At 56.5% G+C, this 14716-nt stretch carries 11 protein-coding genes; 4 read left to right on the top strand and 7 right to left on the bottom strand.

Features of this window, described 5'->3' with window-relative positions; translation table 11 throughout:
* Positions 1-376: 376 nt before the first annotated feature.
* The 5 genes from nifK to nifH form a co-directional block, all read right to left on the bottom strand.
* On the bottom strand, positions 377-1753 hold the full coding sequence (gene nifK / locus BLQ12_RS26560) for a nitrogenase molybdenum-iron protein subunit beta (protein ID WP_092215984.1): 1377 nt from the start codon (positions 1751-1753) through the stop codon (positions 377-379).
* Positions 1754-1792: 39 nt separating this feature from the next.
* The gene (gene nifD / locus BLQ12_RS26555) at positions 1793-3442 is read right to left on the bottom strand and encodes a nitrogenase molybdenum-iron protein alpha chain (protein ID WP_092215982.1); all 1650 of its coding nucleotides are present in this window, start codon (positions 3440-3442) and stop codon (positions 1793-1795) included.
* Between the two features lie 60 nt (positions 3443-3502).
* Positions 3503-3883 carry a P-II family nitrogen regulator gene (locus tag BLQ12_RS26550; protein WP_092215980.1) on the bottom strand — a complete coding sequence of 127 codons (381 nt, stop codon included), beginning with the start codon at positions 3881-3883 and terminating at the stop codon, positions 3503-3505.
* Positions 3880-4236 (bottom strand): P-II family nitrogen regulator, encoded by a 357-nt coding sequence (locus BLQ12_RS26545; RefSeq protein WP_092215978.1) that lies wholly within the window; start codon positions 4234-4236, stop codon positions 3880-3882. Before BLQ12_RS26545 ends, BLQ12_RS26550 begins: the two co-directional genes overlap by 4 nt.
* A gap of 117 nt (positions 4237-4353) precedes the next feature.
* On the bottom strand, positions 4354-5178 hold the full coding sequence (gene nifH / locus BLQ12_RS26540; protein ID WP_092215976.1) for a nitrogenase iron protein: 825 nt from the start codon (positions 5176-5178) through the stop codon (positions 4354-4356).
* A gap of 745 nt (positions 5179-5923) precedes the next feature.
* Between nifH and nifE the strand changes: the two genes are divergently transcribed.
* The 3 genes from nifE (at position 5924) to BLQ12_RS26525 (ending at position 10240) form a co-directional block, all read left to right on the top strand.
* Positions 5924-7276, top strand: a complete 1353-nt coding sequence (nifE, locus tag BLQ12_RS26535; RefSeq protein ID WP_092215974.1) for a nitrogenase iron-molybdenum cofactor biosynthesis protein NifE — start codon at positions 5924-5926, stop codon at positions 7274-7276.
* A 117-nt stretch (positions 7277-7393) separates the two neighbouring features.
* The gene (gene nifN, locus BLQ12_RS26530; protein ID WP_092215972.1) at positions 7394-8752 is read left to right on the top strand and encodes a nitrogenase iron-molybdenum cofactor biosynthesis protein NifN; all 1359 of its coding nucleotides are present in this window, start codon (positions 7394-7396) and stop codon (positions 8750-8752) included.
* 249 nt (positions 8753-9001) lie between these two features.
* Positions 9002-10240 carry a hydroxymethylglutaryl-CoA lyase-like TIM-barrel protein gene (locus tag BLQ12_RS26525; RefSeq protein WP_092215969.1) on the top strand — a complete coding sequence of 413 codons (1239 nt, stop codon included), beginning with the start codon at positions 9002-9004 and terminating at the stop codon, positions 10238-10240.
* Between the two features lie 72 nt (positions 10241-10312).
* Here the strand turns inward: BLQ12_RS26525 and BLQ12_RS26520 are convergent, their stop codons facing one another.
* Positions 10313-11200: a hypothetical protein gene (locus tag BLQ12_RS26520; protein WP_139164137.1), complete on the bottom strand. Its 888-nt coding sequence runs from the start codon at positions 11198-11200 to the stop codon at positions 10313-10315.
* Between the two features lie 44 nt (positions 11201-11244).
* Positions 11245-12975, bottom strand: a complete 1731-nt coding sequence (locus BLQ12_RS26515; RefSeq protein ID WP_092215965.1) for an amidohydrolase family protein — start codon at positions 12973-12975, stop codon at positions 11245-11247.
* Between the two features lie 838 nt (positions 12976-13813).
* Here BLQ12_RS26515 and BLQ12_RS26510 point away from each other — a divergent pair.
* Positions 13814-14716 (top strand): retention module-containing protein (locus BLQ12_RS26510; protein WP_175470087.1); only part of this gene is annotated, 903 nt, incomplete at its 3' end.

The raw sequence follows: 14716 nt of genomic DNA, 5'->3' as shown, positions 1-14716 counted from the left end.
GGGGGGGGGGGGGGGGGGGGGGATGTAAACAGGCCGATGGCCCAAACAGTGATCAAGGTCGACGTTTGTTTGAAAGGCGGATGTGATTTGACCCGAGGAACGAGGGGCAAAGCGCATTCGCAATTTGCTTTCAAGGTGGCACACCATGCCGCCGGAGGCAGCCAGGTTAAAGACGCCTCCGGCGGCCCTGCCGGGGGCCAAACTTTTGAAAAGTTTGGCAAACAGGTTTTGCTCAATTTAACAGAAACCTTCGCGGAAGCCCTCACCCTGAGGAACGAAGGGGGAGGGCTTCCGCAACCTGGGGTCCAAGGGATCATCCCCTGCCCACTTTAACCATAGAAGGCAGCTTTTTAAGAGCTGAATAGTCACCCTTTTTTTACATGACCAGCTCGAAGCTCTCCTCTGAGGAATCGCGGTCCTTTCTGTCGAGGAGCGCATTGAGAATCTGCTCCAGGAGCCTCAACCCGCCGCGATAACCCACCGTAGGAAAGTAGGAGTGCCCTACCCTGTCCAGGATGGGAAACCCGTGTCGCACAAAGGGAATGTCCTCGTCCCTTGCGATGTACTTGCCGTAGGTGTTGCCCATCAGAAGATCCACGGGCTCGTTTTTAATCCACTGGTGCAGCTGGAACATGTCGCTGTGGGCTTTGACGTTTACGGGCACTGGGGAGTCCTTGGTGAGCTCGGTGATGGTGGCCTCGAACTCCTTGCCCGGGGTCCCGGTCACGATGTGCACGGGCACCATGTCCAGGGACACCAGAAACTCGGTGAGGGCGATGAGCTGGTCGGGATCTCCGAAGAGGGCCACCTTCTTCCCGTAAAGATACTGCTGCATATCCGTCATGACATCCACGAGCTGGCCCCTCTCAAAGGTGACGGAATCCGGGACGGTGACCCCTGCGAGTTTTCGCAGGGTGTCGATGAACCGATCCGTTGCGGCAAGCCCGATGGGAAGGGGCAGCACCCGGCAGGGTACCTTGAACTTGGTGTCCAGGAGCTTTGCCGCAAGGGAAGAGGCAAAGGACCCCAGGGCCAGGGTGCCCAGGCTGTCGCCGCTGGATTTTAACTCCTCAACGGTGGTGCCCCCCTTGGGAAACATATGGTAGCGACCGGTCTGGGGGCCGTTCAACACCCCGGAGGTATCTGGAAACAGCACGGTTTTCACCCCCATCTCCGTGGTCAGTCGCTTGATTTCAGCCATGTCCGACGGCTCCACATATCCGGGGATGATGTTCATCTGATTTTTCTGCTCACCGGTCTTTTCGGCAAAACCGCTGACGATCCCCTTGCACATGTTGGAAAACCCCGTGACGTGGGACCCCACATAACTTGGGGTCGGGGCGTAGATCACGTGTTTGCCCGCCGGGACCTTGCCGTCGTCGTAGGCCTTCTTCACGATCTGGGTTAAATCGTCTCCTATGGTTTCCGACAGGCATGTGGTATGAACGGAGATAATCTCAGGCTCGTAAATGGTAAAGATATTGTCGATGGCCTGGATCATGTTGGACTGGCCGCCGAACACCGACGATCCTTCGGTAAAGGAGCTGGTGGCTGCAACCACCGGCTCTTTGAAGTGCCGTGTCAGGGTGCTTCGGTGGTAGGAACAGCACCCCTGGGATCCATGGCTGTGGGGCATACAGCCATGGATCCCCAGGGATGCATACATGGCCCCGATGGGCTGACAGGTTTTGGCCGGGTTGATCATCAGGGCCTTTCTGTCCGTTATGTCTGTGGGTGTGTGTCTCAGTAGCATGATGTATCCTCTTTCGTCTGGTTGTTTCCGCCACCGCGTCTAACCGGCTGCATAGGTTGCCGTAAGCTCCGGATCTTTTTCCCAGGGTGCCTTCACGTACGACCACACCTTGCTGTTGGTCATCCGCGTTATCTCCCTGTAAAAATTGACGGCCCCCTTGAACCCGGCGTACGGTCCGCCGTAGTCATAGGAGTGAAGCTGCTTCATGGGCACCCCGCTCTTCTGGATGATGTACTTCTCCTTGATCCCCGCACAGAAGACATCCGGCTTCACCGCCTCGATGATTTTCTCCGTTTCGTACTGGCTGATGTCGTCGATGACAAAGGTGTTTGGCTTCATGTCCGGGATCAGGCCGTCGTACTCCCGGTACGCCTGGCCCGTGGCTGAAAGCTCCTCTTCGGTTTTCCGCATCCGGTACTTGTCGGGGTCCTGCTCCACGGAGAGCTCCTCGATGTTCCGGGAGTCGGCGTCCACCTTGATGGACGGCAGCACCTGCCTGCCTTCGTAGTCGTCCCTGTGACCGAATTCGTACCCGGCGGCCATGGTTTTCATGCCGAGCTCATTGAACAACTCCTGGTAGTGATGGGCCCGCGACCCGCCCACAAAGAGCATGGCAAGCTTGCCTTCACACAGGGGCCGGGCCGTTTCCATGGCCTCGGTGACAGGGGGAAGCTCCCGGGCGATCACCTCCTCGACCCGGGCGGTGAGGGAGTCGTCTTCAAAGTACTGCGCAATTTTCCTCAAGGATTGCGCGGTGGCCCGGGCACCGATAAAATTGATCTTGATCCAGGGCATCCCGTATTTTTTCTCCATCATCTCCGCCATGTACGTAATGGAACGATGGCACATCACCACGTTCAGGTCCGCGGTGTGGGAGTTGGCAAACTGCTCCATGGTGGAGTTGCCGCTGAAGGTCGAAATCAGGGAGATCCCGCAGTCATCCAGAATCCGTTCGATCTCAAAGGCGTCCCCTCCGATGTTGTACTCCCCCAAAAGGTTGATCCGAAACTCACCGCCCCGGATGGTGTCGTCGAGGCCCACCACGTTCTTGAAGATGCCGTTGTTGGCGATGTGATGACCCGCGGACTGGCTCACCCCCTTGTACCCTTCGCAGCTGAATCCGAAGATGTTGATGCCCAGGGTCTCTTTCATCTCGCGGCACACGGAGTGGATGTCATCGCCGATGAGCCCCACCGGGCAGGTAGAAAACACGCTGATGGTGTGGGGATGAAAAATATCGTAAGCCTCCTGGATGGCCTGCTTCAGCTTCTTTTCGCCGCCAAAAACGATATTTTCGTCCTGCATGTCCGTGGTAAAACAATAGGTCATGTAGTTCGGGGCATCCTTTGATGCCGGACGGGTCTGGTTCCGGCGGGTCAGCCAGGCGTAAAAGCTGCATCCCACCGGCCCGTGGACGATGTTGACCACGTCCCGTGTGGGCCCCAGGATCACCCCCTTGCAGCCCGCATAGCAGCACCCCCTCTGGGTCAGGATACCGGGAACGGTTCGCACATTGGCGCCGATCTCCGGGATGGTGCTTCCCTTTCCGGACGGACTCACAAGGATCTGCTTGGCCCGTTTCCGCGCGACCTTGGTCGGATACTTGGACAGAATCTCCGACTTAACCTTGGCAAGGTCCACATCGCGATTACTCTCCGTTCGATTGTGGTCTGTGACTGTAGTTTCCATGGTTATCCTCTCTTGATATTCATACCGATCTTGCAATCACCCTGTGCCGGTTGCTCCGTTTCACAACTCGTCCAGCACCGCATCGCCGTGCTCTCCCGTGCGAATGCGAACGGCATCAATGGAAGGCAGGACGAAAATCTTGCCGTCCCCGGATTTTTTCGTCTGGTTCACACGGATGATGGTCTGAACGGCCGTGTCCACCAGGTTGTCGGGAAGGGAGACAAGGATCAGGCGCTTTGGAATGAGCCTGTCCGTCTGCCCCAGCCGGGAGACCGCCTCTTCGTATCCGTGCTCGGCTCCTTCCAGAAGGTCCAGGTCCACGATGCCCTTTCCCCTTCCGAGGACTTCCCGGGCCGTCATGGAGGAGATCCCGGCATCTGCCAGGGCCCGTTTGGTCTGATTCATCATGTTCATCCTGATGATGGCGATGACCTCCTTCATACCGGCACCTCCTCAAGTTCCCCCGCGGCGTTCTGGCGAATGCCCGAGCTGATGGTGTAGCTCTCTTCAACGGGGGTGATAAATATCTTCCCGTCACCGAAGGCACCCTTTTCACCCGAGCGTGCCGCCTTGATGATGGTCTTGACGACGTACTCCCGGTCGGACTCCTTGACCACGGTGAACAACAGCTCCTTGATAATCTCATCGTAGGTCACCTCGCCGATTTTGATCCCACGCTGCTTGCCGCGTCCCACCACGGAAAACCGGGTGATGGCGGGAAACCCCGCGGCCATGAGGGACTCTAAGACATGGTTGACTCTTTCAGGTCGGACGATGGCGCGTATCATGATCATGGTGATGGTCTCCTTAACATCTGGTCTCGCTGTTATGATGATTTACTCGTGATTTCGAAACGGCGTCTTCACTGTCTTTCCGGCCGCCCCCTTGCGGGGATGCTTCCGTGGGCCCCCTTAACCGCCCAGGCCGTAGTTCATCAGAAGGGTCTCCAGCTCTTCAATCTCAATGGGGGTAGGAATCACGTGGTGCGTGTTGGCCGAGATTTTCTTGGCAAGGGTCCGGTACTCATCGGCCTGGGCGTCCTCGGGCTCGTACTCAATGACCGTTTTCTTATTGATCTCGGCACGCTGCACCACATTGTCCCGAGGGATAAAATGAATCATCGTCGTCCCGAGCTTTTTGGCGAGTTCTTCGATCATCTCTTTTTCAAAGTCCACGTTTCGCGAGTTGCAGATAAGCCCTCCGAGGCGTACGCCCCCGGACTCGGCAAACTTGACGATGCCCTTGCAGATGTTGTTGGCAGCGTACATGGCCATCATCTCACCGGAGACCACAATGTAGACCTCCTGGGCCTTGCCTTCCCGGATGGGCATGGCAAACCCGCCGCAAACCACGTCGCCGAGGACGTCGTAAAAGACATAATCAAGCTCTTTGGAGTCCGAGTAGGCCCCCAGCTGCTCCAGCAGGTTGATGGATGTGATGATGCCCCGACCCGCGCACCCCACACCGGGCTCAGGCCCACCGGACTCGGTACAGACCGCGCTGCCGAAGCCCTCCTTCAGGACATCGCTCAGCTCCACGTCTTCCCCTTCCTCACGCAGGGTATCCAAAACGGTCTTCTGGGCCAGGCCGCCCAGCAGGAGCCGGGTGGAGTCTGCTTTGGGATCGCACCCGACCACCATCACTTTTTCTCCGCTTTCAGCCAGGCCAGCCACTGTGTTCTGGGTTGTCGTGGATTTGCCGATGCCGCCTTTCCCATAGATCGCGATTTTTCTCATGGTGTGTCTCCTTGCATGTGATGACTAGGATCGATGAAGGGTGCCCGCCTCTTTATTTATTGACAGGGGCGTGACACCCCGGAACGTGATATTTCTCAATGACTCAGCATGATACAAAGCAACAGGCATGCCATACCGAGTAAAAACCGACTGAGACAATAGCTAACGAACCGATAATGCGAACCATACACACAAGTCATTTTTCGCAGAATGCAAACCAGACGAAATCCGGACGTCGCGATCAAAGACATAAATGTAACAACCATGATGACTGAATACATTTTTGTATTTCCAGATTCTGAATGGGATCATTTTGCTTTACAGTCCAAACGAGATGCTGCCCAAACGACAGCCATGGCCTCACTTCAAATCGCTGCCACAAAAACAGCAACCTACGTCTCAGAATGTTGAAAGTATTGAAGTTTACACCAAACAAGAAAAATCCTTTCATCACCTCACCCTTCCTCCCATTGAGACTCGTCCTTTTCTGTTCTCTGCTGCCCGCTTCCTGCGATGGGAAAGAGTCGCGCAGCGAAACATATCTGTTATTTCGCAATAAGCACCTTACAAAATCGTAATATCATCACAAAACCAATTTCATATCGCAATCCATCACCACGTACGCATAGCCATACAGAACAGCGAATTACAGTCTTCACAGACAAAACAGGACCCGATGGCACAGTCATTGCGACGTGATACCGGTGACATTCGCACATATCACCCAGCAAAGGAGAGCCACACCATGACGGACTTAAAAATCCTTAAAGAAAGAGAAAGTCAGGTCCATAGAAACGACCTGAAAGCGTTTCACATGGGTTGCGACACCAAAAGCGCCGCAGGATCGGTCAGCCAGAGAGCCTGCGTCTTCTGCGGATCGCGGGTGGTGCTCTACCCCGTGGCCGATGCCCTCCACCTGGTCCACGGCCCCATCGGATGCGCGGCCTACACCTGGGACATCCGCGGGGCCCTCTCCTCGGGCCCCCAACTGCACCGCCTCAGCTTTTCAACGGATTTAAGGGAAGAACAGGTGGTCTTCGGAGGGGAAAAAAAGCTCCATCAATGCCTGACGGATCTCATCGATCGCCACGCACCTTCCGCAGCCTTTGTCTACGCCACATGCATCGTGGGGATCATCGGCGACGATGTGGACGCCGTGTGCAGGACCGTGACAAGGGAGAAAGGGATCCCCGTCATCCCCGTCCATTCCGAAGGATTCAAGGGCACCAAAAAAGACGGATACGCGGCGGCCTGCAAGGCCCTTTTCCAGCTCGTGGGCACAGGAGAGACAAAAGATATCTCACCGGTGAGCATCAACATCCTGGGGGAGTTCAACATCGGCGGGGAAGCCTGGATGATTGAGGAGTACTACCAAAAAATGGGTGTCGAGGTGGTCTCGGTCCTCACCGGAGACAGCCGGGTGGAGAAAATCAAACGGAGCCACGGTGCAGCCCTTAACGTAGTGCAGTGTTCCGGGGCCATGCTCCAGCTGGCTGAGATGATGGAAGAGGCGTACGGCATCCCCTACATCCGGGTCTCCTACTTCGGACTGGAAGACACGGCCCAGGCCCTCTACGACGTGGCCGCCCACTTCAGCGACCACCCGGAGGTCACCGAGGCCACCCGGGCCCTTGTCAAGGCCGAGATCGGAGCCGTTCACCCGGATCTCCAGGCGTTTAAAAAGGTACTTAAGGGTAAAAAAGCAGCCATCTACGTGGGCGGTGCCTTCAAGGCGTTTTCCCTCATCAAGGCCTTGCGGTACCTGGGCATGACAACGGTTCTTGTGGGCTCCCAGACCGGCAACAGCCAGGACTACGACCTGCTTAAAAAGATGTGTGACAAGGACACCATCATCGTGGACGACTCCAACCCCCTGGAGCTGTCCACCTACATCATGGAAAAAGAGGCGGACCTTTTCATCGGCGGAGTCAAGGAGAGACCCATCGCCTTTAAAATGGGCATCGGGTTCTGCGACCACAACCACGAGCGAAAAACACCCCTGGCGGGTTTCAAGGGCATGCACAACTTCGCAACGGAGGTCTACACCACCGTCAGGAGCCCGGTGTGGCAGTTTGCACCGAGGTTTGGAGGCCATTGACCTCCACGGCCCCAAACCAGAGTGGCACAGAAAGTCGCAAAAGCGATGCCCCCGGCAGGGCCGCCGGAGGCATAACTGAACAGTTACTCATTTTTTTTGCATAAAGAGGAGACCGACATGGACGTTACCTACAACGACTCAGCCACGACCAATGCCTGCAAACTCTGCACGCCCCTGGGGGCTTCCCTGGTATTCAAGGGAGTCCGCGGGTCCGTCCCCCTCATGCACGGTTCCCAGGGGTGCGCCACTTATATCCGGCGATACCTCATCAGCCATTTCAGGGAACCCGTGGACATCGCCTCTTCAAACTTTTCCGAAGACACGGCCATTTTCGGAGGGGGCGACAACCTCAAGCAGGCCATCACCAACGTGACCCGACAGTACAAACCCGAGCTGGTGGGCATCTCCACCACCTGCCTGAGCGAAACCATAGGCGACGATGTGGGGCTGATCTTAAAAGAGTTCAAAGCCGAGCAGTCCGGCGGCTGCCTGCCGGAAATTGTCCATGTGTCCACACCCAGCTACCGGGGGACCCACATGGACGGTTTTCACGACGCCGTGGCCGCCCTGCTCCACGCCCTTGCCAGCAGCCGCGGCGGCAACAACGGATGCATCAACATCCTTCCCGGCATGGTCTCCCCTGCAGACATGCGGCATATACGGGAGATCGTTGAGGACTTCGACACCGGGTGCCTTATGCTCCCGGATTATTCGGAGACCTTAGACGGCATGCTGTGGGCCACCTATCAAAAGATCCCGGACGGCGGCATCGGCATCGATGAAATCCGGGAGATGGGCGGAGCCCGGGCCACCATCGACATGAGCCGCGTCTGCAGCGAAAAACGAAGCGGTGCCCAGGTCCTCAAGGCCCGTTGCAATATCCCGGCCCACCGGACGGGCCTGCCCCTGGGCGTCAAGGCCTGTGATCGATTCTTCTCCACCCTGTCTGCCCTCACGCGCCGCGACGTGCCGAAAAAGTACACACGCCAGAGGGGACGTCTTTTGGACGCCTTTGTGGACGGCCACAAGTACATCTCAGGCAAACGGGCCGTGGTCTATGCCGAAGAGGACCTGGTGGTGGGCCTTGCGGCCTTTCTCTGCGAGATCGGCATCATCCCCGTGGTGTGCGCCTCGGGGGGCACCAGCGGGCACTTGAGGGAGGTCCTCGAACAGACCCTGCCGGGCAATCTCAAAGAGGAGATCCGCATCATCGAGGAGGCAGACTTCCAGGACATCGAAGAGGCTGCCATGGAGGCCTCCCCGGACCTTTTTATCGGCAACAGCAAGGGCTATTCCATCACGCGGAAACTGGGCATCCCCCTGATCCGCGTGGGCTTTCCCATCCACGACCGCTTCGGCGGCCAGCGGAGCCTTCACGTCGGCTATCGGGGAACCCAGCAGCTCTTCGACAACATCGTCAACGCCGTTCTTGAGGCCAGGCAGACCACCTCGGATGTGGGGTACAGCTACATGTAAGGCTGCAAGAAAGCAGCCTCCGGCGGCAAGGTGTGCCACCTTGAAAGCAAATTACCGCCGGGCTTTGCCCCTCGTTCCTCGGGTCAAATCCCACCGGTGTTCTGGCGAACTATTGTGTGATTATTTGTTTCCGACAGCCTAACCCGGATATTTCATGAGTCGCGTGCACCCAAAAGCCGCACAGGAGTGCGGCGCTCCTCCTGACACATTGGAGAACTCTTCATATACATATTAAGTGGGATATCAACCATGGACACAAAATATAAGACATCGGGACGCGTCATCATCTCCGACACCACCTTGCGGGACGGGGAGCAGGCACCGGGTGTGGCATTCACCAGGAAAGAGAAGATAACCCTTGCTGCGGCCCTTTCGGACGCCGGGGTCGATGAGCTGGAGGTGGGGACCCCGGCCATGGGAGCCGAGGAGAGACACACCATCCGGGAAATGGCGAGATTAAAGCTCAAATCTCCCCTCACCTGCTGGTGCCGGGGCACGGCCGAGGACCTTGAGCTGGCCATGGAATGCGGGACCCAGGGGGTTCACCTGAGCTTTCCCGTCTCAGACAGGCTCCTTGCGGCAACGGGCAAAGAAGCTGGGCAGGTGATAGAAGCGCTTTACATTCTCGTTGCCCGGGCAAAAACAGCCTTTGACACCTGCACCGTGGGCGCCATGGACGCTTCCCGGGCTGAAAGGAAAACCCTCGACGCGTTTGTCCGCTGTGCCCGGGAGGCAGGGGCAAGCCGGGTTCGCCTGGCAGACACCGTAGGCATCTTCACGCCCCACGCGGTCAGCCGCCTTGTCACAGACCTCAAGGCCACGGTCCCGAACATGCCCTTAGAGTTCCACGGACACAACGACCTGGGCATGGCAACGGCCAACAGCGTGGCCGCCGCCGAATCCGGCATTGAGGCCCTCAGCGTCACCGTGGGCGGCATGGGCGAACGGGCCGGAAACGCGGCCTTGGAGGAGGTCGCAGCAGCCCTTGCCTGGGGCACGCCATTGTCCACGGGCATCGAGCTGACCGACCTGCCCCGGCTCTGTGCCCTTGCAGAGCAGATCACCGGCATCTCTCCCCCCCCGACCAAGCCCATCACCGGGGCTGCGGTCTTCACCCATGAATCGGGTATCCACGCCCACGCCATGCTCAAGGACCCCACGGCCTTCCAGCCCTTTGCCCCGGACGCAGTGGGGCGGGAAGCACCGACCTTCGTGGCGGGAAAGCACTCGGGCACCTCCGCCCTGGTCCATATCCTGGCAAAGGAAGGGATTCGCATGAGCCGAAAAAAAATCGCCGATGCCATTCCGATTATCCGCAAGGAGGCCGAAAATAAAAAACAGGGACTTACCCCCCGGGAGGTCACTGCCATTTGCCTTGGCCATGGACAAAATGGTTCAAAAAAAATGCCTCCGGCGGCGAGGTGTGCCACCTCGAAAGCACGTTGCGAATGCTCCAACCCTCGTTCCTCGGGTTGTCACATTCGCTGACGGGTGCAAGGCGGTGCCTGGGAACGAGCAACCGTTATCACCGACCATGGGCTACGGGAATTCATCATTGGGTCATAAGACAGACAGAGTCACACCCGCTGTCACGACCCTCTCATCGGCTGTGTTGGGAGGAATCCGGCCATCGCTGTACCGGATGAAAAAAACCGGATTCTTCAAAACCGATAACGTCATCGTGCTGCCGTAGGTCAGGGCCGCCGCAAGGTAGGAGACCTCGTCCTGGCCTGCCGCATCGAGCTTCTCGTCCATGCTCCAGGCCCTGTTGTAGCGACCGTCCAGGCGCAGGCCAAGGGGCATAAGGGCCTTGTGCTCAAACAACAACTCGCCAAAGGCGCAATTGAGCGATGCCTCCGCACGGAACCGGCCGTAGGTGTCTTCCTCAATATCCGATACCACCCCGTTGACGTACTCCCCTGCAACGATCACAGAAGGGATAAAGGAAAAGAGGCCTTCGGTCTGTATGTTGATGTAGCCGGCTTCAAAACCGGCGGCAAGGTTCTGCTCGTCAAAGGATTGGATGGTTTCGTGCCGGGCGTTGAAACCGCCGTAGATGTACCCCCAGTTGCTTTTATCTTTACTTGCCCCCGCGCCCGCGTTGGGATCCATGCCCGGTGAAAAATCAGGAGAAACCGCCTGACCTCCGAGGAAAGAAAATCCTGCTGTCAGCTGGGACACAAGAGCCTCGTTATTCAAATCTTTGTCTTCAAGCACCGTTCCCTTCAGCTGAACCAGTACAAAGGACTCCGCTTCACCAAATCGCAAATCCTCCAGCTTGGACCAGGGGTAATTCACATCATAGGAGAGCCCCAGGGTCCAATCGCTGGAGCTTTCATCGGTCACTATTTTCGGCGAAATTTCAACAGAGCGGTCCTTGGGTGAGGCATGAACAAAACCGGATAGAAACAGTACCAACAAGCATGCAAACACATATTTTTTAATCACGGATCAACTCCTGTCGGTTATCGGGCAGTGTGCGTACATGGGCATCAGGCCCCTTCGGTTGAAAAGTCGTAGAGTTCGTCGCACAGGGATGCCAAATCAACAAAGACGCTCCCCTCATTAGAAAGGACTGCAATCAGCTTCTCCACGGCCATGGCGCGGGTCGTATTTTCTTCATACGTGGCCTTGCTTTCCCGAAAGTACCGATCCATGCCTTTTGCAAGGGCCCCACATTTACGGTAGAAAATGGAAGATGACTCAAACCCCTTGTTCCAGTACTGCAATCGGGTAACGGAAAAATAGGCGTCGGTATAAAAATCGGCCGCCGTCCTGTCTTTCTTGCCCATCTGGTTGTCCCTGAGATACCAGAACAGCCGGACATGGGCCTCATTGTTGGCATTCCATCGGGCGTTTGGGGTTGTGGTCGTCCAGTTCACGTCGGTACCTTGCGCCTGCAATTCATCCTTGAGCCATGTTGCCGCGGACACAGGGTTCATGGCCCCACGGTGATCCTTAATAAACTGGACATAGTGGCGCATGTTCTCCCCCCCTGTGCCGGGGGCATGGCCAATCCCCAGAAAACCGCAGGGGTTGGTTGCGGTGAGCTGCTTGAACAGATCCTCGTCATCCAAGGCTTCCTCAAAAAACTGCCAGTGATTTGCCTCGGACAGGGCTGTACGGACCAGCCAGAAATCCGTGCCGAAGAGTATCCGGCTGCCTGTAACCGGATCCTTAAGGAGCTCCTTGAGATGACCGATGTAATTCGCCTGGCCGTCTCCCCCTTCCATGAGCTCGGTGTGAAAGGAGATATCCGCGTACACGCCTGTGTTGTCAGGATCGCGCATCAAAGACAAAATCTGGGAGGTCCAGGAATCGGGTGGGATTTCTGCTCCGCAGAGATTTTCCCCGCCCCCGAAATGACCGAAACAAACCTTGAGTCCCTTGTAATTTTTCAGAATCGGCTCCCATAACCGGGGCTCGCTGTTTCCACGGGACGCCTCTTTGGCGTAAAAGCCGCCCGGCGTGCAGTGCATGAGGATCGGGATACCACGGGGATGACAGAAATCATACACCGCGTGCATCTCAGGGGAATCCACATCGTATCCCAGGGAGGGGTAGAGCTTGACCCCCACAAACCCACGGAAGAGCAACGCCCGCTCCATGATGTGCCGGTGGCCCTCCCTCAAAGGGTTCACAGCGATAAAGGGAAGGACCCTGCCCGGGTACCTCAGCACCTGCTCGGAAGTCTCCTGTATCTGGCCCTCAAACAGGTCTGCATCGCTGCTCCCGCCGCTGGTGATATCCATCATCAGGGCAACGATGAAGTCGTCTTCGTCCAGTTGCTCCATGATGTGGGCCGTCACAGCGGAGATGCCGGGCTTCAGACCGATGAGCACAAAATCAAGGAGATCCCCGATGGTATTGTGGCGCCCGGCATCATCCCTTGAGAGGGCTTTTTTCAGTTTTTCCACAAGGGTCAGTGCCCCTGCCTTGGCGATCTCATCCGCACCGAGGAACTCAAGGGCCACGCTGTTCCCTGAGTCCAGGGCCTTGAGTCGCTCTGCAAGGGCCGCCTTTTTCACGAAGGCATCCACCAGGGACTCCACCTCAGCGTACCCCCCGGCCTTTGCCAGGGCTTCTTCCAAGAGACTTTGCAGGTCGTTTTTAAACACCTCGGGGACATCCACCTCCGTCACCCGCCGCAAAAGGATCTCCAACGTCTCGCTTGAGAAAACCGATGCGAGATTGAAAATGTGGGTGTGTGCGTTGATTCTCACTGAGTCTCCTCTCGTATCACCGTCATGAATCGGAAGGATATTTCACTTTATCGTGGTGGAAAAGGATTATGGCATGTTGCCCCTGCACCCGGCAAGTAATACAAGCAAAAAAACAACATAAAAGCCCCACAGGTAAAAGTCATATGCACCGACCAGAAGACAAATAAATGATTAAAACCTCGCCATTGGCCTGTCCTTGCTTTTTGAAACCTAACAATATCCTCATACCAAATGGTTACACGACCGCATTGGGACCGAGACAATCTTCGGCAAAAAGGAATTTCACTTCTTTGCCTTTTGACATCAACAATCAGGGACCTGAATCGGCTGTATCTACCTGATTTTTAGGGATACCCCTTCGTGCATATCTCACAACACTTTCCCCGTTCAGCCCACCGCGACATCACTTTCATTTCTCAGAACAAAAAATTCGGCAGTTCAAAACCCCGCACACCCTTCGATTCTATACCCCTAAAAAATTAAAAAAACATACCAGCCCAATCACCTCTCCACCACGCTCACTAAAGCAGTGAAAAACAAAGTCATTCATAGAAGTCTTTACTTAAATCGACAATTAGACTCCTGTTAAGCGCACCAAAAAAGGCCATCCCCAAACAGTCCGTAGCCACCTCGCTGTCAATGGTCTGACGAAGGGGTAGCCAAACGGCGACACAAAAAAAATGCCATCAAAATATCCGGACCTGTACCTTGGTACATTTTCTCCTCTTATAAAATGAAATATAGACAGTATACCTGCAAAAGGCTGTTCGCCGGAGCAGGCATGAAGAGTAAAAAAGTCACGCTACTGCGTATTTATATTTTGTGTTTGGAGGACAACATGGCTCAAGTCGGCATCATTGCATCCCTTTCCGGATCCGTTACGGCAAAGACACCTCAGGGAGACACACGGGTTCTCGCAGCAGGAGACATCCTGTATGAAAATGAGATCATCGAAACGTCCAACGGTGCCGTGCTGTCCATCCGCCAGAACGACGGAACCCTTCTGGAGCTTTCTGAAAACTCAACCCTCGTTCTGGATGAGACCGTTACCGATGCCGTGGACCCTCTGGATGCCGTCATCAGCGAAGCCGAGGCCATGCAACAGGCCCTTGAAAGCGGAGACGAAATCGATGACATCGAACAGGACACCTCCGTAGGCGAAGAGATCTCCGACACCCATGATTTTGAACTGGCATCCCTCGATGGCGACCAGTCCAGCGGAGAAATCGGGAGTTATCTCATCGACTCCGACACCGACACAAACGCTGCAGCAACCACCTACGACCCGTTCAATGTCGACGACGAGAACCTGCCTCCCCTCGTTGCCCCGACATTGAACCTGTCCGCCGACATCACAGCCGACGACATCATCAACGCCGCCGAAGCCGCCTCCACCCTTACCATCACAGGAACCGTGGTCGGTGATTTCCCCACCGGCGCCACCGTGACCCTCACCGTCAACGGCACCGACTACCAGGGAACGGTCAATGCCGACGGCACCTTTGCCGTGGATGTGGCAGGCTCCGACCTCGCCCAGGACCCGGACCACACCATCGACGCAAAAATCACGGTAACGGATTCTGCGGGGAATACGGAGACTGCGACGGCGAGTGAGGGGTATGGGGTTGACACTCAAGCATCTGCGACCATCTCCGTGGATCCCATCACCGACGACAGTATCATCAACGCGTTAGAAGCCAGTGGCACGGTTCAAGTCACCGGCACCGCGGGCGGCGACGCC

The sequence above is a fragment of the Desulfoluna spongiiphila genome (assembly GCF_900101345.1).
GTDB classification, from domain to species: domain Bacteria; phylum Desulfobacterota; class Desulfobacteria; order Desulfobacterales; family Desulfolunaceae; genus Desulfoluna; species Desulfoluna spongiiphila.
Note: the sequence above shows the minus strand (reverse complement) of the source record. Positions and strands in the feature narration are given on the sequence as shown.

Excerpts from the sequence above, each read along its gene's own strand:
- nifH (WP_092215976.1), bottom strand. The coding sequence starts at position 5,178 with ATGAGAAAAATCGCGATCTATGGGAAAGGCGGCATCGGCAAATCCACG.
- BLQ12_RS26525 (WP_092215969.1), top strand. The coding sequence starts at position 9,002 with ATGGACACAAAATATAAGACATCGGGACGCGTCATCATCTCCGACACC.
- nifK (WP_092215984.1), bottom strand. The coding sequence starts at position 1,753 with ATGCTACTGAGACACACACCCACAGACATAACGGACAGAAAGGCCCTG.
- nifE (WP_092215974.1), top strand. The coding sequence starts at position 5,924 with ATGACGGACTTAAAAATCCTTAAAGAAAGAGAAAGTCAGGTCCATAGA.
- nifN (WP_092215972.1), top strand. The coding sequence starts at position 7,394 with ATGGACGTTACCTACAACGACTCAGCCACGACCAATGCCTGCAAACTC.
- BLQ12_RS26550 (WP_092215980.1), bottom strand. The coding sequence starts at position 3,883 with ATGAAGGAGGTCATCGCCATCATCAGGATGAACATGATGAATCAGACC.
- nifD (WP_092215982.1), bottom strand. The coding sequence starts at position 3,442 with ATGGAAACTACAGTCACAGACCACAATCGAACGGAGAGTAATCGCGAT.
- BLQ12_RS26545 (WP_092215978.1), bottom strand. The coding sequence starts at position 4,236 with ATGATCATGATACGCGCCATCGTCCGACCTGAAAGAGTCAACCATGTC.